General features: G+C 40.0%; 14 protein-coding genes. 5 read left to right on the top strand and 9 right to left on the bottom strand.

What is annotated here, in order from left to right:
- Positions 1–456: 456 nt before the first annotated feature.
- On the top strand, positions 457–1,659 hold the full coding sequence (locus R3X28_RS08935; RefSeq protein WP_411556601.1) for an MFS transporter: 1,203 nt from the start codon (positions 457–459) through the stop codon (positions 1,657–1,659).
- A 96-nt stretch (positions 1,660–1,755) separates the two neighbouring features.
- On the opposite strand, the gene leuB is transcribed toward R3X28_RS08935, so the two are convergent.
- The 5 genes from leuB to leuC form a co-directional block, all read right to left on the bottom strand.
- Positions 1,756–2,811: a 3-isopropylmalate dehydrogenase gene (gene leuB, locus R3X28_RS08930; protein ID WP_317664009.1), complete on the bottom strand. Its 1,056-nt coding sequence runs from the start codon at positions 2,809–2,811 to the stop codon at positions 1,756–1,758.
- Positions 2,812–3,003: 192 nt separating this feature from the next.
- Positions 3,004–4,521, bottom strand: a complete 1,518-nt coding sequence (locus tag R3X28_RS08925) for an alpha-isopropylmalate synthase regulatory domain-containing protein (RefSeq protein ID WP_282055643.1) — start codon at positions 4,519–4,521, stop codon at positions 3,004–3,006.
- Between the two features lie 27 nt (positions 4,522–4,548).
- Positions 4,549–5,145 carry a 3-isopropylmalate dehydratase small subunit gene (gene leuD / locus R3X28_RS08920; protein WP_282055642.1) on the bottom strand — a complete coding sequence of 199 codons (597 nt, stop codon included), beginning with the start codon at positions 5,143–5,145 and terminating at the stop codon, positions 4,549–4,551.
- A 51-nt stretch (positions 5,146–5,196) separates the two neighbouring features.
- Entirely contained in the window at positions 5,197–5,544 is a 348-nt protein-coding gene (locus R3X28_RS08915; RefSeq protein WP_154367155.1) for a four helix bundle protein, read from the bottom strand.
- Positions 5,545–5,589: 45 nt separating this feature from the next.
- Complete coding sequence (gene leuC / locus R3X28_RS08910) at positions 5,590–6,999, bottom strand: 3-isopropylmalate dehydratase large subunit (protein ID WP_154367157.1); 1,410 nt, start codon at positions 6,997–6,999, stop codon at positions 5,590–5,592.
- 450 nt (positions 7,000–7,449) lie between these two features.
- Between leuC and R3X28_RS08905 the strand changes: the two genes are divergently transcribed.
- The 3 genes from R3X28_RS08905 (at position 7,450) to R3X28_RS08895 (ending at position 12,462) form a co-directional block, all read left to right on the top strand.
- Positions 7,450–8,817, top strand: coding sequence for a DUF1080 domain-containing protein (locus R3X28_RS08905; protein WP_317664008.1), 1,368 nt, complete (start codon positions 7,450–7,452; stop codon positions 8,815–8,817).
- Between the two features lie 14 nt (positions 8,818–8,831).
- Positions 8,832–10,175 carry a Gfo/Idh/MocA family oxidoreductase gene (locus R3X28_RS08900; RefSeq protein ID WP_317664007.1) on the top strand — a complete coding sequence of 448 codons (1,344 nt, stop codon included), beginning with the start codon at positions 8,832–8,834 and terminating at the stop codon, positions 10,173–10,175.
- A 100-nt stretch (positions 10,176–10,275) separates the two neighbouring features.
- Positions 10,276–12,462 carry an alpha-L-rhamnosidase C-terminal domain-containing protein gene (locus tag R3X28_RS08895; protein WP_317664006.1) on the top strand — a complete coding sequence of 729 codons (2,187 nt, stop codon included), beginning with the start codon at positions 10,276–10,278 and terminating at the stop codon, positions 12,460–12,462.
- Between the two features lie 9 nt (positions 12,463–12,471).
- Here the strand turns inward: R3X28_RS08895 and R3X28_RS08890 are convergent, their stop codons facing one another.
- From R3X28_RS08890 to R3X28_RS08875, 4 genes are read right to left on the bottom strand one after another with little or no spacing between them, the layout of a single operon-like run.
- The gene (locus R3X28_RS08890; protein WP_317664005.1) at positions 12,472–14,043 is read right to left on the bottom strand and encodes a solute:sodium symporter family transporter; all 1,572 of its coding nucleotides are present in this window, start codon (positions 14,041–14,043) and stop codon (positions 12,472–12,474) included.
- Positions 14,044–14,069: 26 nt separating this feature from the next.
- The gene (locus R3X28_RS08885; protein ID WP_317664004.1) at positions 14,070–14,942 is read right to left on the bottom strand and encodes an inositol oxygenase family protein; all 873 of its coding nucleotides are present in this window, start codon (positions 14,940–14,942) and stop codon (positions 14,070–14,072) included.
- 18 nt (positions 14,943–14,960) lie between these two features.
- Positions 14,961–16,142, bottom strand: a complete 1,182-nt coding sequence (gene uxuA / locus R3X28_RS08880; RefSeq protein WP_317664084.1) for a mannonate dehydratase — start codon at positions 16,140–16,142, stop codon at positions 14,961–14,963.
- Positions 16,143–16,164: 22 nt separating this feature from the next.
- Positions 16,165–16,977, bottom strand: coding sequence for an SDR family oxidoreductase (locus R3X28_RS08875; protein ID WP_317664003.1), 813 nt, complete (start codon positions 16,975–16,977; stop codon positions 16,165–16,167).
- A 338-nt stretch (positions 16,978–17,315) separates the two neighbouring features.
- Here R3X28_RS08875 and R3X28_RS08870 point away from each other — a divergent pair, with 338 nt between their 5' ends.
- On the top strand, positions 17,316–20,390 hold the full coding sequence (locus R3X28_RS08870; RefSeq protein WP_317664002.1) for a TonB-dependent receptor: 3,075 nt from the start codon (positions 17,316–17,318) through the stop codon (positions 20,388–20,390).
- Positions 20,391–20,395 lie beyond the last annotated feature (5 nt).

The raw sequence follows: 20,395 nt of genomic DNA, 5'->3' as shown, positions 1-20,395 counted from the left end.
TTACAATAAGCTATTGAAACTGTTTCGATAGTATAGCAAACCATATATAAAAAGCCTTCCCAGAAATAGGGAAGGCTTTTTTGCTTGTAAACTTCAGTAATTTTTACCTATCGCTCTCAATGAATATTTTAATTTCTGATCGTTTTTAAATCCTTTGCATTTTCAAAAAGTTCTGTTTTTAAAAGAAGACCTCGTTCATTATAGGTTTTCCATATACGGTCTAATTACTATTAATACAAAGCGTGTACTGCGCTATTTTCACCATAAAATATTGAAAATTAACATAAAATAAATGTTAATTCTCGTTTTGGGGTAAAATAGCGTTAAAATTAGATAAGGCCGTATAGTTATCGACAGACTTACGCAGGTAATTTTGCGTTATAAAGTTTGAATAGTTCGTAAAGAAAATCGATTAGCTTTTTTACGAATGTTACGTTGAACAAAAAAACGAAAAGCATGAAAAAGAATATAACCAATAAAAAGGCCTTGATCGCCCTAGCTATAGGTGGTTTCGGAATTGGATTAACGGAGTTCGTTATCATGGGTATCTTGCCTGATGTTGCCAAAGGACTCCATATAGGTATTTCACAGGCAGGGCACTTTATAGCCGCCTATGCATTAGGGGTTGTCGTGGGAGCTCCTTTATTGACCTCTTTTGCCAATAAGATGGATTCACGTAAAATGTTGTTATTATTAATGGGGTGGTTTACCATCAGTAATACCGTATCGGGTTTTTCAGATAGTTATTATACCCTTTTGGTTGCCCGATTCTTATCCGGTCTGCCCCATGGTGCTTTCTTTGGAATAGGTGCCGTGGTAGCAGGAAAATTGGCCAAAGAAGGTAAATCGGCACAGGCCATTGCGGTAATGTTTTCCGGACTGACCCTTGCCAATGTAGTCGGAGTGCCCATTGGCACGTATATTGGGCATCAATATAATTGGAGCATGTCTTTTTATATGGTGGGTCTAGTCGGTGTGTTGGCGGTTTCCAGTATCTTTCTATGGATGCCTAAATTGGTATCCGAACCAAAGGAGCCTTCCATTAATCATCAAAAGGTGATTAAAAATGGGGAACTTTGGGCTTTGATAGTATTGACAACTATTGGTACCGGTGGATTCTTTGCTTGGTACAGCTATATTGCCCCTTTTATAACGGATGTAGCCGGTTGGCCCGAATATATGGTTGGTCATGCCATGATTTTGGCCGGACTAGGAATGGTCGTGGGTAATTTTCTCGGGGCTAAAATGGCAGAGTGGTTCGCTCCCCTTAAGGCTGTAAGTATAAGTCTTGGTATCATGGTTGCTTTCTTGCTGTTCAATTCGCTATTCGCTTTTAATCCGTATTTGGTTTTGGTGATGACGTTTTTAATAGGAATAGCTTCCTTTACCGTAGCGACACCTATTCAAATGGCAATAATAAATACCTCAAAAGGAAATGAGATGTTGGGCTCATCCTTGAACCAGAGTGCCTTTAATATGGGGAATGCCTCCGGTGCGTATTTTGCGGGACTTCCCATCGCATTAGGTTATGGAGTGGTGTATGCTGGTATAGTAGGGGCCGTTTTGGCCGGACTTGGGGTGCTAATGGCTTTTGGGATAATTTTCTATAGACGTTATAAGGCCTTTAAGTATAGAAAAATGGCCGTTAATAGATTTTAAAAAAAAATGAAAAAGAGAATATTCGGTAACCAAGATCAAAGAAGCCCGATGCACTCTAAGCATCGGGCTTTATTTTTGAATAGAATCGTAGTAAACTTATAGATTGGCCGCTAACCAATCCCCAACTTCACTGGTTTTATAGGCTTTACCACCTTCCGCTAGATCTTCGGTAACAACACCTTCGGCCAATGATTTGTTCACCACATCACGGATTGCTTGTGCTTCGGCGGTAAGATCCATATCTTCGAAAAGCATGGCTGCCGATAATACCGTTGCCAACGGATTGGCAATATCCTTTCCTGCTGCTTGTGGGTACGATCCGTGGATAGGTTCGTATAAAGATACTTTGCTTCCGACAGAGGAAGAAGGCATTAATCCCATAGACCCTGCGATCACTGAAGCTTCATCCGTTAAAATGTCACCGAACAAGTTCGCCGTGATCATCACGTCATAAGCACTTGGCCATTGTACCAGACGCATGGCTACTGCATCGATAAATTCATAGGTTACTTCAACTTCTGGATAGTCTTTTTCCATGGCCTGTACGGTTTCCCTCCACAAACGGGATGATTCCAATACATTGGCCTTATCAACACAACAAAGTTTTTTGGAACGTTTCATGGCCATTTCAAAACCTTTTTTAGCCAAACGTTGTATTTCAAAACGGTGATAGGTCATAGTGTCATAAGCGGTGTCACCATTATCTTTTCGTCCACGTTCACCAAAATATATCCCTCCGGTCAGTTCCCTCAATATAATCAAATCGGTGCCTTCGATACGTTCCCTTTTCAATGGCGATTTATCGATTAGGGAAGGGAAGGTAAAAGTAGGACGAACGTTTGCGAACAATCCTAATTTTTGTCTCATTTTCAATAAACCTTGTTCCGGACGAACTTTAGCCGAAGGGTCGTTATCGAATCTGGGATGACCAATGGCGCCGAATAATACCGCGTCGGCATTTGCACATACTTCATGGGTTTCATCAGGATAAGGCTCACCAACGGCATCAATTGCGGCAGCTCCGGTAAGCGCAGGTTTCCAATTGATTTCGTGATTGAATTTCTGTGCAATCGCATTTGATACTTTTACGGCTTGATCGATTACTTCAGGACCTATACCGTCTCCTGCTAAAAGGGCTATGTTTAATTTCATTTTTGTTCGCTTTAAAAAAGGTTGTACGCCAATCGCATATCACCTAATTTTATCTTTAATTTATATTGGGTTATTTAAATTTGTCTTATTCTATCAATGTTATCATTAAATATCAAAAAAAACTATTTTTAATTCAAAAACTTTGATTTTATCAGCAATGTGCGATTGGTGTTCGGCAAAAGCGTAAAGCGGCTAAATTATATTCAACATCTTTTCAGTTGCCTTAATGGCCGATACCGTTTGATCGGAATCCAAACCTCGTGTTATGAATTCGGTACCGTTATTGTCCCAAGAGATAATCGTTTCGCATAGGGCATCCGAATTACTTCCGGGAGGTATACGCACCGCATAGTCAGTAAGTTTTGGAAAATCCCTTTTTTTAGATTTGTATATGATCCTTAGGGCGTTCATGAATGCATCATACTGGCCATCTCCGTGGGAGTTGGCTTCATGCAATTCTCCGTCGATTTCAACCGCAACGGTGGTCGATGGTTTAAGACCCTTGGCGTGGGTGAGGACATATGATTTCACAAAAACCTTTTGATTGTAATCACCACTGTTCAATACATCGGAAATAATATATGGGAGGTCATCTTTGGTGACCCGTTCTTTCTTATCTCCCAGTTCAATGATTCGTTGGGTAACTTTTTTCAGTTCATCATCATTGAGCTTAAGTCCCAATTCCTGTAAATTCTTTTGGATATTCGCTTTACCGGATGTTTTACCCAATGCATATTTGCGTTTTCTACCAAACCTTTCAGGTAAAAGGTCATTAAAATACAGGTTCTTTTTACTATCACCATCGGCATGAATGCCTGCGGTTTGGGTAAATACATTATCGCCCACAATTGGTTTGTTGGCCGGAATGCCGAAACCTGTAAAGGCGGAGACCAATTTGCTTACTTTGTACAAAGAGGACTCTTTAACCGCAATCTTTAAATCAGGTAGAAAATCATTGATGACCGCCACAACACTCGCCATTGGTGCATTGCCTGCCCGTTCCCCCATACCGTTAACGGTAAGGTGTATTCCATGGCAACCTGCTTTTAAGGCTTCCATTACGTTGGCAACACCAAGATCATAATCATTATGCCCATGAAAATCAAAGTGGGCATTCGGGTAGCGTTCTACGATTTCTGAAATAAATTCAAAAGTCTCGGTATGGGTCAATACACCTAAAGTATCGGGAAGTAATATACGCTCAACAGGCTGTTGGGTCAGAAAGTCCAGATATTGAAATACATATTTTTTGGAATTTCGCATCCCATTACTCCAATCTTCTAAATAAACATTGGTTTTGATTCCTTTTTTGGAAGCCTGTTCTATGGCCTTGGATATGTCTTCAAAATGTTCTTCCGGTGTTTTCTTAAGCTGATGGGTAAGGTGGTTCAAAGAACCTTTGGTCAACAAGTTTTGAACACGGGCACCTGCTTTTTCCATCCATGCCAACGAAACACCTCCATCTACAAAAGTCAAAATTTCAACCCGGTCCAGATATTCTTTTTCCGCAGCCCATTTTGTGATTTCCTGAACGGCCTTCAATTCCCCTTCAGAAACACGGGCCGATGCGATCTCTATCCGATCTACCTTTAATTCATTCAAAAGTAGTTTGGCCAAGGTCAGTTTTTCTGAAACCGAAAAGGATACCCCTGATGTCTGTTCCCCATCACGTAAAGTGGTGTCCATTATTTCAATCCGCCGTTTGCTCATATAGGGAACTTATCTTTTAAACAATTATTAAAGAGGGGTGTCTTGGGCGTATTCGCTGATCTTATCCTTGATATTCAATAAGAAATCGATATCATCGAATCCGTTCAACATATTCGCTTTTTTATAATCATTGATCTCGAAGCTTTCCTTTTCACCTGTAGCAAGAATGGTAATGGATTGTTCGGGAAGATTAACTTCCAACTGTGCGTTGGGGTCAGCTTCAATGGCCGTAAAGATCTTATGCAGGAATTCCGGACTCACTTGAACGGGTAATACCCCTATGTTCAAACAATTGTTCCTGAAGATATCCGCAAAGAAACTGGATACTACACAACGGAACCCATAATCATAAACTGCCCATGCGGCATGTTCCCTAGAGGAACCAGAACCGAAATTCTTGCCCCCAACCAAAATCTTACCACTATATATGGGATTATTAAGGACGAAATCTTTTTTCGGTGAATTGTCTGGGTTATAACGCCAATCCCTAAATAGATTGTCACCAAAACCTTTACGTTCGGTGGCCTTTAAAAAACGGGCCGGAATTATTTGATCGGTATCCACGTTCTCAATGGGAAGTGGTACCGCTGAAGAAGTTAATATATTGAATTTATCGTATGCCATATTTATTTTGCTTTGCGCATTACGCCAATCGCGATGCGTTGATTATAACTACTATATCTTTTGAATTAAATTACTTATACTACGTTTAACTTTATTTACTTTATCATATAAAGTGGTGTATGATACATCATCTATATACTTTAAATCCTTGGCTAGAAGCATAAAATATTCTAGCTCTGCTGCTGACCCTCTGGAAATAATTAAAAAACGTTTAAACTCTGCATCTGACGCCCTACCACAACCTTCTGCAATGTTAGAAGGAATTGAAAAAGATGATCTTCTCATTTGACTTGTAATTCCAAATTCTTCATCCTTAGGGAAAGCTTTTGTAATACTATAAATATTCAATGTTATTTCATGCCCTAATTTCCACACATCATATTTACGATAATCCCTCATTTCAATTATAATTAGCGCTTAGCGTACTGCGTTTTGCGCTTAGCTTTAAACAGTTTCCATCAACTCTCTAGGATCTGTAACTTTTCCGGTAACGGCAGCGGCAGCGGCCACTAACGGACTAGCCAACAATGTTCTTGAACCGGGACCTTGACGGCCTTCAAAATTTCGGTTCGAAGTACTTACTGCATATTTGCCGGCAGGAACCTTATCATCGTTCATGGCCAAACAGGCAGAACAGCCTGGTTCGCGCAATTCAAATCCAGCTTCGTTTAGTATATCCAGCAATCCTTCCGCTTTGATGGCAGCTTCTACTTGGTGTGATCCAGGAACCAACCAAGCGGTAACATTATCCGCTTTTTTCTTTCCTTTGACCAATGAGGTAAATGCCCTGAAATCTTCAATTCTTCCGTTTGTACAACTTCCAAGGAAAACAAAATCTATGGGTTTGCCCATCATGCTTTCGCCTTCATTGAAATTCATATATTGAAGTGATTTTTGATACGTAGCTGCCCCGCCTTCAACGGCATCGGCATTGGGAATATCATTTGAAATTCCGATACCCATTCCCGGATTGGTTCCGTAGGTGATCATGGGTTCAATGTTCGAAGCATCAAAAGTGATTTCCTTATCGAACTGAGCACCTTCATCGGTGTACAAGGTTTCCCAATAGGCCATTGCCTTGTCCAATGCAGCACCTTTAGGTGAGAACTCGCGTCCTTTTACATATTCAAAGGTTTTTTCATCGGGAGCGATCATTCCACCACGTGCTCCCATTTCTATACTAAGATTACAGACGGTCATTCTGCCTTCCATGGTCATATCACGGAAAACCTGTCCGGCATACTCAACAAAATAACCGGTTGCACCAGAAGTTGTCAATTGTGAGATAATGTAAAGGGCAACATCTTTTGGGGTAACGCCCCTGCTCAATGATCCCTCAACATTGATTCGCATACTCTTTGGTTTCGCCTGCATAATACATTGGGTGGCCAAAACCATTTCAACTTCCGAAGTACCGATACCAAAGGCAATGGCACCGAAAGCACCGTGGGTAGAGGTGTGGGAGTCACCACATACGATGGTAGCCCCTGGTTGTGTAATTCCATATTCCGGACCTACAACATGAACAATACCGTTTTTTTCATGACCCAATCCCCAATAGGAGATACCGTAGGTCGCTGAATTTTCTTCCAAAGCTTTCAACTGATTGGCTGAAAGTGGATCTTCAACAGGTAAATGCTGGTTTATCGTAGGGGTGTTGTGATCCGCTGTAGCGAACGTTTTTTCAGGATGCAATACTTTTATGCCCCTGTTTTTCAACCCTAGAAAGGCAACGGGACTGGTAACTTCATGAACCATGTGTCGGTCGATGAACAATACATCCGGACCATTTTCAATATGTTCTACCACGTGGGAATCCCATACTTTATCAAATAGTGTCTTTTTTGAACTCATAATGCTTTTTATTCTTGACTTACAAAGCTATTAAAAGTAGACTTTCAAGGAAATTGTTAGTAGGTCAAATTACGATGTTCAACACGGTCCTATTAAGGCTTTTGATGATGGGATTGGCTCTTAACCCTCTTTTTTGTATATGTTTATCGGTGAATCAAAGTATTTGATTTGTTGCAATGATCAGATAATTTATCCCTTATAAAAGCAAGAGGATAGATAATCAATTCTTTAGTTCTTACTGCTTAATATTTACACCTTTAATTGTGGGTAAATTAGAGGAAGTAGGACAAACCTGAATTTTACCTTTATTTTATTTTGATAAATACCACCCAACACCCAACATAGATAAAATCACCATGCTTTTGAATGAAAAATCCATGGTCTATTTAACTATTACATCTACCTTTATAACTTAGTTTAAACCTAAATTAATCACATTCCTTAATTATTATGAAAAAAAGCAGTCTAAAGAAAGCATTGTTGCTTCTTACCTTTATAGGTTTCTTAAGTTGTGGACAAAATGAGAAAGATAGTACGCCATGGTCACCTATTTTCGACGGAGAAACCTTAAATGGTTGGTCCGTTATCGGTGGTGAAGCTAAATATAAAGTGGAAAACGGAACCATCATTGGGTCCACAGTAAGAAATACACCGAATACCTTCTTAAGATCGGATAAACTTTATGGTGATTTTATTTTGGAATTGGATTATAAGGTAGACTCCACCATGAATTCAGGTATTCAGATACGTTCAAATAGCTTTCCTTATTATAGGGATGGCCGGGTGCATGGCTATCAAATAGAAATTGATCCTTCCGAACGGGCTTGGAGTGCCGGAATATATGACGAATCACGCAGAGGTTGGTTGTGTCCCTTGACAGATAATCCTGAAGGACAAAAAGCCTTCAAACAAAATGATTGGAACCACTATCGCATTGAAGCTATCGGAGATACCATTAAAACATGGATCAATGGGGTGCCTGCGGCACATCTTATAGATGATAAGACAGCGACAGGTTTTATCGGCTTGCAAGTCCACAGTATAAAAGAGCACCAGAAAGAGGGGACAGAGATCATGTGGAAAAATATCAATATCCTAACTGACAGTCTTGGCAAATATTCAAAAAAATCTACCTTGCCCCCTGTCATGACTAAAAACCAATTGACCATTGATGAAAAGAAACAAGGATGGCAATTGTTATGGGACGGTAAGACTACCGAAGGATGGCGTGGTGCCAAATTAGAGGAATTCCCCGATAAAGGATGGGAGATAAAAGATGGTGAACTTACTGTATTGTCATCTGGCGGGGAGGAGTCTACTGCCGGAGGTGATATCGTAACCAAAGAGTTGTATGGGGATTTTGAACTGAAGGTAGATTTCAAATTGACTCCAGCTGCAAATAGTGGAATAAAATATTATGTGGATACTGAGATCAATAAAGGACCGGGATCCTCTATCGGACTTGAATACCAAATATTGGACGATGCCTTGCATCCTGATGCCAAATTGGGTAACCACGAAGGTAGTAGAACGGTCTCTTCCCTTTATGATTTGATCAAAGCGGATGCTAACAAACATATGAATCCGATCGGAGAGTGGAACTCTGCACATATCATTTCAAAAGGTAACCATGTAGAACATTGGTTGAACGGTATGAAAGTCTTGGAATATGAGAGAAACAGTGATTCTTTCAAGAAACTGGTTTCTGAAAGCAAGTATGTAAAGTGGCCTAATTTCGGCGAGCTTGAAAAAGGTCAGATCTTATTGCAAGATCATGGGGATAGAGTGTCTTTCAAAAACATTAAAATTAAATCTTAAAAAAGTTGGGTAACATGTCGAATAGAAGAAGTTTTATAAAAAAAGCAGTTACAGGAACAGCAGGTGTGGCATTAGGAGGAAGTCTTAACGCCATGAGTGCGCAGAGTTATTCCAAGATTATCGGGGCGAATGACCGTATCCATGTTGCGATACAAGGTCTGGGTCGCAGGTACCAAGCTTATTTAGGGGGAATAGTTAAAAAAGAAAGCAATGTAGAGTTACGCTATTTATGCGATGTTATGAAAAGCCAAAGGGAAAAAGCCGCTGAAGTGGTTTCCAAGGCCTTTCCGAATACCCCGATTTTAGAGAATGATATTCGTAAGATCATCGATGATAAACATGTAGATGCCATTTTTATGGCTACCCCGGATCATTGGCATGCCCCGGGGGCTTGTATGGCCATGCAGGCTGGAAAACATGTGTTTTTAGAAAAACCATGCAGCCATAATCCTAGGGAAGGGGAGTTGCTGGTGGCCTATCAAAAGAAATACAACAAGGTAGTACAAATGGGTAACCAACAACGTTCCTCTGCCCAATCACAGGAAATCATCAAGGATATTCATGAGGGAATTATAGGGGACGTGTATCATGCTACGGCATTTTATACCAGCAAACGAGGGCCTGTACCACATCAAAAAGAAACAGCACCACCAGAAGGATTGGATTGGGAACTTTTCCAAGGGCCCGCACCAAGAAGACCTTATACCGATGATACATGGAATTATAATTGGCATTGGTACGGTTGGGACTATGGTACCGCAGAAATGGGGAATAATGCTACACATGAATTGGATATAGCCAGATGGGCATTACAAGTGGAATATCCGGAACGTGTGGAGGTTAATTCAGGAAAATTCCATTATAAGGATGATGGTTGGGAAATGTACGATACCATGGAGGCTACGTTTAAATTCTCAAATAATAGGACCATAAAATGGGACGGACAAAGTAGAAACGGGTACTCCAAATACGGTGCCGGCAGGGGAACCATAATCTACGGTTCCAAAGGATGTGCTTATATTGATCGCGATGGTTATAAATTGTACAGTTTAAAAGGGGAGCTGATCAAGGAAAATATCTCTCCAGGAATTGAATCTGGTAACGCACTTGGTGGCGGAGGAAATCTCTCAACGGCCCATACCATAAACTTTTTTGATGCCATTCGTGGTAAAGCCGCTTTAACCTCACCCATTGATGAAGGGGTAGTTAGTCAATTGCTTACCCATTATGCGAACATAGCATCGCGTATTGATGATGCCTTTGAAGTAGATGAGACAACAGGCCGTATATTCAATCGCGAAGCCATGAAATTATGGTCAAGAACATATGAGCCAGGTTGGGAAATTAAACCCGTTTAAGGATTTGTTATAGCATTGTAAGGGTAAATTAAGGTTGTTCAGGACCTGTGGAATAAATCTTGGTCCTGAAATGGAGTGTTATTTGAAATTTTTAACGGTAATGAAGTTTTATTTTCTGAGTTTTGTTTTCACTTTCCTAGTATTGGGGTGTAAAGGGAAAAAGGTTCCTGAAATTGTTTATGGGGAAGAACCCCTAGGCCTCACGGTGGAGTATATTCGTGATACCAATGGGGTAATGATTATAGATGTTAATCCTGAATTTAGCTGGATTGTTCCCCAATCGGCGATTTCGCAAAAAGCATATCAGTTGTTGGTGGCTTCATCAGCAAGCCAATTACGAAATGACGTAGGTGATGTTTGGGATTCAGGCAAGGTGTCGGATAAACGGTCATCGAGTATTGAATATCAGGGCACTCCTTTGATAGCAGGGCAAACGTATTATTGGAAAGTAAAGATTTGGGATGCTACGGATATGCCATCAGCGTTTTCCGGGATACGGTCTTTTAGCATGGGTAAGCTTGAAAAAGGGATTATCAGTGCCAATAGACTTCAATTGGATCATATTAGACCAATTACTTTAAAGGCTGCGGGTAATACTTCATATCATATCGATTTTGGTAAAGCTGCTTTCGCTACCCTTCAAATTAAATATAGGACCAAAAAGAAAGATACTTTGGTTGTTCATATCGGGGAACAATTGACCAATGGTGTGATCAATAGGGAGCCTCAAGGTACCATCCGTTATCAAGAGGTACGCTTACCGGTAAATCCAGAGGAGAATACTTATATCTTGCCCATTCGTCCCGATAAGCGAAATACAAAGGTCGGGGCTATTGCACTTCCAGATTCAATACCCGTATTAATGCCTTTCAGATATGCGGAAATAGAATACGCAGAAGAGCCCATACTAGAAAATGATATTGTACAATTGGCGTATCATGGGTATTGGGACGATAATGAGAGCCGTTTTCAGAGTTCGGACACCATTCTTGATCAGGTATGGGACTTATGTAAATATACCATTAAGGCAACCACTTTCGCAGGGGTATATGTAGATGGGGATAGGGAACGTATTCCGTATGAAGCCGATGCCTATCTTAACCAATTGAGTCATTATTCGTTGGATAATGAGTATGCCATGGCAGGGCGAACCATAGCGTATTTTATGGAACATCCTACCTGGCCGACCGAATGGCAGTTGCATGTAGCGCTTATGTTTCATGCCGATTATATGTATACGGGGAATACCGAACTTATCGAGCGATATTATGAGGATTTAAAACACAAGATCTTGGCAGAACTGCGAAGGGCAGACGGACTCATTTCCTCTAATAATGCATCGCCCGAATTCATGAAGAAATTAGGGTTCAAAGACCCTAAGACCAAATTGAAGGATATTGTGGATTGGCCACCGGCACAAAAGGACACTGGTTGGAAATTGGCCACCCCGGAAGGGGAGCGCGATGGTTTTGTATTTACACCTATAAATACGGTCGTGAATTGTATGTACTATAGGAATTTGGAAATCATGGCCGAGTTTGCTGGGGTTCTGGATAAACCGGATGATGTTAAATTTTATAATGATTTGGCCAAAAAGGTAAAGACCTCGATCAATACGGTATTGTTCGATGAGGCCCAAGGTGTTTATACTGATGGGGAAGGTACGTCCCATGCTTCTTTGCATTCGAATATGATGGCTATGGCGTTTCATTTAGTGCCCGAAACGGCAAAGAAATCCGTAGGGGAATTTATAAAGAGTAGGGGCATGGCCTGTAGTGTATATGGGGCGCAATATTTGTTGGAAGCCCTATATAATGCCGGTGAGGGGCAATATGCGTTGGATTTAATGACATCAACAGCAAATAGAAGCTGGTATAATATGATCCGTATCGGATCTACGATGACGCTAGAGGCTTGGGACATGAAATACAAACCCAATTCGGATTGGAACCACGCATGGGGAGCTGTCCCTGCCAACATGGTTCCCAGAGGATTGTGGGGCATTAATCCGAAGGTTCCAGGTTATGACATCGCTACCATAAAACCACAATTAGGTTTCTTAACAGAAACATCGATTGTTGTGCCAACCATTAAGGGGCAGATCAAGGCGGATTTTGTTCTTCAGGGCACCACAAGGAAATATACCATTGAGATTCCCGGAAATATGAAGGCTGAATTCGATGTTGGGACCAACACCAACGCGAAAATCATGCTTAATGGCAATAAAATGGATCAAGGGATACTTCATTTGAAGCCCGGGAAGAATACTATTTTGATTAGGCGTTGATATGCTTTCTTAAGAAAGTAATACGTAGATAAGAATAGTCAAAAAAACGAGGGTCGCTCCTGCCATATTCACGGCGGACCAAGGTTTTTCTTGGGTTGATTTTTCTTTATAAGTTTCCCGTTTTTTACTGGTGGTGTATTTTGAAACCAAGAACATAATGATAAAGTTCAACACAAATTCAATGCCCCATAAATGAACAAAATGGATGTTGATGTCCAAAACGAAGGTGGTAAGTATATAAAATGTAAACCCGAAAAACAATCCGGCTTTTGCCCCTTTGGCATTGATTCGTTTAAAAAAGATTCCCGCAATGATGATAGACGAAATGGGAATAAAGAAAATACCGTTCAATTCCTGTAACAGCATATACAGACCGTCAGGTGCATAGGCCACAAAAGGTGCCACGATAATGGCGATGGCGGCTAAAACAACCGAAGATAATTTCCCGTACTTCACCAGTTTGGCATCGGAGGCATCCTTATCGATTATTTTTTTGTAAATGTCCAAACAAAATATAGTACTGGCTGAGTTTAAGACACTGTTGAAGGTACTTAAGACCGCACCTAAAATGATGGCAGCAAAAAAACCATACAAATAGGTTGGTAAAACCTTCTTTACTAGTAGTGGATAGATTAAATCGGGGGTTTCATAATATTGGTCCTGAAAATAATAGAAAGCAATAAGGCCTGGGAGCACAATGATTATGGGAACGAATAACTTCAATACACCTGTATAGATCAAACCTTTTTGCGCCTCAACAAGATTTTTTGCTCCAAAAGCCCGTTGTATGATGGATTGGTTCATACCCCAGAAATATAATTGATTGATCATTAGTCCAGTGAACAAAACGGAAAAAGGCAATACAGAGTCCGGTTTGCCTATAATGTCGAATTTGGCCGGGGCAAAATTGTAGACGGTACTCAATCCATTGAAGATATCCCCATTTCCAATTTGATAAAGTGCTATGGCAGGTATGAGCAAACCTCCCAACATCAATCCCACACCGTTCAGTGAATCGGAATAAGCAATAGCCTTTAATCCACCGAAAACGGCATAGAACGCACCAATGACGCCAATGGTAAGTACGGTATACACTAAAGATGCTTCATTAGAAATGCCGAACATGTGTGAGAAGTCAAAGACACTTTCAATATTGATGGCACCAGAATACAAAACAATGGGTAATAGGGTTATCACGAAGGAAGACATGAGTAAAAAAGCCACTATGGAACGAATGGCGCCATCAAAACGTTTCTCCAAAAATTCGGGAATGGTCGTTAGTCCCATTTTCAGGAACTTGGGAATAAAGAATATGGCGGCAATTACCAAGGCAATAGCCGAAGTTACCTCCCATGCGATGACTATGATACCGTTCTCGTAGGAACTACCATTCATACCGATCAAATGCTCGGTAGAAATGTTGGTAAGTATCATGGAGCCGGCAATAATGGGTCCAGAGAGACTTTTTCCAGCTAGGAAATAACCTTCCGATGTAGTAAACTTATCTTTTCTAAGCTTATAGCTCGTGTAAAAAATAACAAGTAGCGTAAAGCCGAAGAATCCCAAATAAGTATATAACATAGAAAAGGTAGTTTGGTTGGTTTTGATTAAAATTTTATGACATCGGGTAAGTATTTTTTAACCAATTCCTCGTAGTAGGGCTTAAGGGCCTTAACATCAGGTTTTACAGGAGCTTTGGTATATAGGTCGTAGGGATTGAATTTTTTGACCCACTCGAACATCTCAAGGTCCTTTTCATTCATTAAATGGGTATATGCCCCTTCACGATGCTGGGCATAAAAAGAATGGTACCGTATGATGTACAAGGCAGGTTCCGGTAAATGATCCTTTAGGATTTGATATAGGTACTCGTCATGTCCCCAGCTCATTTTCACTTGGTCCAATCCACAATTGGGCTCGTAAATACCATATTTTGTATTGAATTTCTCATTGGTGGAATCGGGGTTGTGCGCAAAAAATTCAGGATATACAATGGTCTCGGAGAATTTGCACCCTACCGGGAAGGTATCGCCCACAACCGCCCATTGCGGTTCACCGAAAAGACATAAAACCTTGCCGATATCGTGTAAGAACCCTGTAAGAACAAACCAGTCTGGGTGGCCATCGGCCCTAATGGCTTCCGAAGTTTGCAATAAGTGTTGTAATTGGTCTAGGTCAATATCGGGATCACTATCGTCGACCAAGGTGTTCAGGAAATCCACAGCTTCCCAAAGTGACATTTCCTTCTTGTCAAATTTTAAAAATTCCTTTTCTTTTTGGCAGACGAAATCATAGGTTTGATAGCGATGGTTAACCCTATAAAATTCCCGTACCGTATCTACTCGCTCTGAATCAACATAATTTCTGAACTCTTCCTTATCCTTGGTCATATCACTCGGGTCCGGATAGCGTTCTTTTAGGTTGTCTTCCCAATCGTCCAAATTTTGCATGGGATTGTCATGATCTGTCGAATTATTCATAAGCCTGATTTTTTCAAATTAAAGTGTCAATGATTTTCTAATACCCAACTCTAAACCACGTATTTCGGCCAAACCGCGTAAACGGCCTATTCCGGAATACCCTGGATTGGTCTTTTTATGTAAGTCATCGAGCATTTGATGCCCGTGATCAGGACGCATGGGAATACTGTGATCCACTCGTCCTTCCTTCATTCTTCGAGCTTGTTCAATAAGAATTTCCTTTACAATGGCGAACATGTCTACATCACCTTCCAAATGATTGGCTTCGTAAAAATTACCTTCCTCATCGCGCTGTGTACTGCGCAAGTGAATAAAATGAACCCGGTCTGCGAATCTTTTGAAAATATGGACTAGATTGTTTTCAGGAATCACTCCTAAAGAACCGGTACAAAAAGTAATTCCATTGGATAAACTGGGCACTTGCTCAAATAAATACGCATAATCGGTTTCAGTGCTGACTACACGGGGTAGGCCTAGGATTTGATAAGGGGGGTCATCGGGGTGAATGCACATGAGCACCTTATTTTGCTCTGCAACCGGAATGATTTCCTTTAGGAAAAATATAAGATGTTCTTTTAATTTTGCCCCATCGATTCCTGAATAAGTATTAAGGATATCTTGGAACTGTTCTAAGGTATACCCTTCCTCGGCACCGGGCAATCCCGCGATGATGTTATTAATTAATTTGGTTTTTTCCTCGGAGGACAAACCATTGATATAAGCTTTTGCCTTGGTCTTTTGGTCTTTGGTATAGTTGTTTTCGGCACCTGGTCGTTGTAATAGGTACAGTTCAAAGCCAGCAAATGCAATTACATCAAAACGTAGGGCCTTTGAGCCATCCTGTACTTCATAGTCCAAGGAAGTCCTTGTCCAATCCAATACGGGCATAAAATTATAACACACGATTTGTATATCGCAATGAGCCAGGTTTTCAATACTTTTTTTATAGTTTTCAATATAAAGTTTGTAATCCCCTGTTTGGGTTTTAATGTTTTCATGTACAGGAATAGATTCAACAACGGACCATGATAATCCGGCATTTTCTATTTCCTTTTTCCGTTTATTGATTTCTTCTACCGACCATATATCACCGTTGGGAATATGGTGTAAGGCGCTGACCACTCCCGTGGCACCGGCTTGTTTTATATCTTGTAGGGAAACGGGGTCATTGGGACCGTACCATCTCCAGGTTTGTTGCATTGTCATTTTTGGATGTTTTTAATTATACGCCACTAAAAGCGCTGAACCCACCATCAATGGGAATAACCACCCCTGTTATGAATTTTGCGGCATCACTACATAAAAAATGAATGGCACCGTTCAGTTCGTCGGCCTCACCAAAACGGTTCATTGGGGTGTTCTTGATAATGGTATGGCCGCGTTCGGTATAAGACCCATCTTCTTTGGTCAATAGTTTCCGATTTTGGTTACCGATAAAAAATCCAGGGGCTATGGCATTCACACGTATCTTACCGCCGAATTTGGTGGCCATTTCAACGGCCATCCATCGAGTAAAATTTTCCATGGCCGCCTTGGAGGCCGAATAACCAACTACTCTGGTAATGGCACGTTCAACGGTCATTGATGAATAATTGACAATTGAACCCTCTTTTTGTTTGGCCATGACTTCCCCAAAAACCATGGAGGGTAATACGGTACCATTTAAATTAAGGTCGGTAACTTTTTGAAAATCGTTTATGTTCAAATCAAAAATGGTTTGGTCTGGCCCTATAGTGGCGCCGGGCATATTGCCACCTGCTGCATTCAAAAGAATATCGATCTTACTGAATCGGGAAAGTATTTCATCCCTGTTTTTTTCCAATATAGCCTTGTCAAGGACATTGGTGATAAGTCCCATGGCTTCACCACCGTTATTAATAATGGTATTGACTTTGGAGGTTATAATTTTCTCATCCCTATCCAAAATCACTATTTTAACTCCTGCTTTGGCTAAATTGTCCGCGATACATCCTCCTAGGACCCCAGCCCCCCCGGTTATTACCGCTACTTTATCTTTAATATTGAATTGATCCATGATGGATATAAGTTTTGATTTTTACGAATTATTAATTTCTATATCCACGAAAATATGATCTGTTCGTTCTAAGGGAATGGATATACTACCCAAAAGCATGGATAAATTTGATATGATTTTATGGCAACTATTTGTATTATATAAAATTTATGGACTAAATATTTAATTATTGGCATATTATTTAGCTAAACATTTGTAAATGTCTCAAATTGAAGTTTAAATGGTCTTTCCATGTTTTTGAATGAAAAATCCATCTTGGTAAGGATCAACTGTTCTAATTTTAACATAACATTAATATCCTAGAAATAATCACATTTTTTAAACTAAACTAATTTAAAATGGAAAAACTAAAACTATTATTAATTGTCTTGTTCATAGGCATTTCATCAAACGCTTTTGGGCAAACGACACCTGTCTCCGGGGTTGTTGTTGATGATCAAGGTATTGCTTTACCTGGAGCAAATGTTATGGAGAAAGGAACCACTAATGGAGTGGTAACCGACTTTGATGGAAATTTTACTATTTCCGTTGAAGATGAATCTGGTACATTGATTATTTCCTATATTGGTTTTCAAAGCCAGGAAATAGCGTTGAACGGATCTTCTAATTATACCGTACAATTGCAGCAAGATGCTTCTCAACTTGATGAGGTCGTGGTGATTGGTTATGGTTCTGTAAAGCGAAGCGACTTAACAGGGGCAGTAGAATCATTAGGGACACAGGAGATAACACAGCAGAAAAAAACCGATTTGGGACAGGCTCTACAAGGACGAGTGGCCGGGGTTGATGTTAGGACTACAAACAATAAGCCAGGTGCGCCACTTTCATTTGATATAAGAGGTAATACCGTAATACAAAATACCGATGAAACTAGGGATGGTTTAGATTTCGATGGTGATTTATCAAAACCATTATTTGTTGTAGATGGGGTGTTTTTTGATGATATCAATATTTTAAACCCTGCGGACATACAGCAAGTAGATATTCTAAAAGATGCGTCCGCTACTGCTATATATGGTTCTCGAGGTGCCAATGGTGTGGTTATAATTTCTACAAAAAACGGTATAGAAGGGAAAGCGAGGTTTACTTATGAAGCTACTTTAGGGGTAAATTCGGTGGCTAATAAGCCAGATATGTTTACAGGAGATGAGTATGTTGCTTTTGTAGAAGACGTTTTAAGAAGTAGGGAGTGGCAAGGTTTATTTGATTATGACACACCTTACTATCCAACGGTTGAAGATTATAACAATGCGGTTATTGACTTCTCGGGTGAATTCAGATCTTCTAATGAAGAAGCCGACAATGTGGCGAATAGAAGATACACAAATTGGCAAAACGATTATTTGAAATCTGGAATTCAAACTAGTCACACAGTTGGTATGTCAGGGGGTAATGACGGATTAACCTATAGTGGTTCTATAGGATATTTAAGTAATGAGGGAGTAATAGGTATAGAGAAATTTGAACGTTACAACTTAAGTACAGCTATTACCAAAAAAGTATCGGATAAGTTTACGGTTGGTCTAAAGGCTTATTTATCCCTGTCAGAGCGTGAAACGGGAAGTAATGAATTATTCAGAAGTACATTGCGTTTGGCCCCTACCGTAAATCCTCGTGATCCAGATGGAAATCTTATTCTGTTCCCTGACGATCAAGATGGGCGTTTTACAAATCCGTATTATGAAGCTTACGAAGATGCATGGTTGAACAATACACGTTCTTTGGATGTTATAGCCAATGTATTTTTAAACTATAAACCTACGGAGTGGTTAAGTTTCAAAACACAATTTGCACCAAATTTACGTACAACACGCCATGGGCAACAATTTGGATTGTTAACTAAATCTGCCCGTAATGACGAAACCAGAACACGTGCATATTATGATTCTTATTTTGATACTTCGTATACATGGGACAATATTGTTGATATGAATTTTGATGTTGCAGAAGGACATAATTTGAAAACCACTTTAATTTCCTCTATATATTACCGACAAGATGAGTTTAGTAACATCGAAACTAGAAATTTTGATACCGATATATATCAATATTATAATACAGGAGCTGGTTTAGATATAAGAAGTTATGGAACAGATTATGAAAAAGAAACCTTGGCCTCTTTTGCAGGGAGATTAAACTATGGTATCGATGATAAATACCTGTTTACATTTACAGGAAGATATGATGGTTCTTCAAAATTGGCAGTTGGTAATGAGTGGGCCTTTTTCCCATCTGCAGCTTTCGCCTGGAAAGCAAGCGATGAATTGTTCTTGCAAGATGTAGATTGGTTAAGCAATCTTAAAGTACGTTTAAGTTATGGAGAATCCGGAAACGATAATGTACTTTCTCCTTACCAGTCTTTTGCATTTTTGAATGGGTCAGATTATGTTTTTGGAAGCGATCATTTAAACGGAGTTCAGGTGGCAGGATTGGCTAACCAAGAATTATCATGGGAGCGTTCTAAAGAATACAACCTAGGTTTTAATCTTGCCGTTTTTCAAGACAGGGTTCGTTTAGGGTTGGAAGTTTACAATAAAAAAACAGTGGATGCAATTTTGGGAAGAACTTTGTCATCCATAACCGGTTATGAGACTGCCATAGGAAATTATGGTTCTGTTCGTAATAAAGGTGTGGAAATAACTCTTAATACAACTAATATTAGAACGGAAGATTTTAAATGGACTACTAGTTTAAACTATGCAAGAAATAAGAATGAGATTTTAGAACTTCAAGGAGATTTAGACGAAATTCCTTATGGAAACCATGGAGTACGTAAGATAGGAGCTCCGGTAGATGCTATTTATAGCTACGAATTTGACGGAATTTGGCAGATGGACGAAGCAGCAGAAGCACATACCTATGGGGCATTCCCAGGGCAATGGAAATATGTAGACCAGAATAATGACGGGGTTCTAAACCAAGATGATAATGTGGTATTAGGTTCCATATCGCCAGACTGGATTGGTGGTATGACGAATACATTTGCTTATAAAAATATAGATTTTACCGTACAAATGCACGCCAGGTTTGGAACTTACGGGCACTCTGAATTTTATAACAATTTTGCGCCTTGGCAAAATGATGGGGCTAAGTTCAATAAGGTTGATCTGGATTATTGGACTCCAAATAATCAGGGTGCTGCAAATCCAGCTGCGCATTATGCTTCAACAGGAAATGATTATTATGTAGATGTTGATTTTGTTAAAATAAGCAACATCGGCCTGGGTTACAGTTTTAATCAAGATGCACTGGATAAACTTAAAATGTCAAGCCTTAGGCTAACATTAGATCTTCAAAATCCATTTACTTTCACTGATTATGCAGGCCCAGACCCGGAAACCGCACTAGGTAACACATATAATGCAGGTTATATGATGAAAACAGTGTTATTAGGACTCAAGTTATCATACTAATTTAT

The organism is Maribacter sp. TH_r10, from assembly GCF_033101095.1.
GTDB lineage: Bacteria > Bacteroidota > Bacteroidia > Flavobacteriales > Flavobacteriaceae > Maribacter_A > Maribacter_A luteus.
Note: the sequence above shows the minus strand (reverse complement) of the source record. Positions and strands in the feature narration are given on the sequence as shown.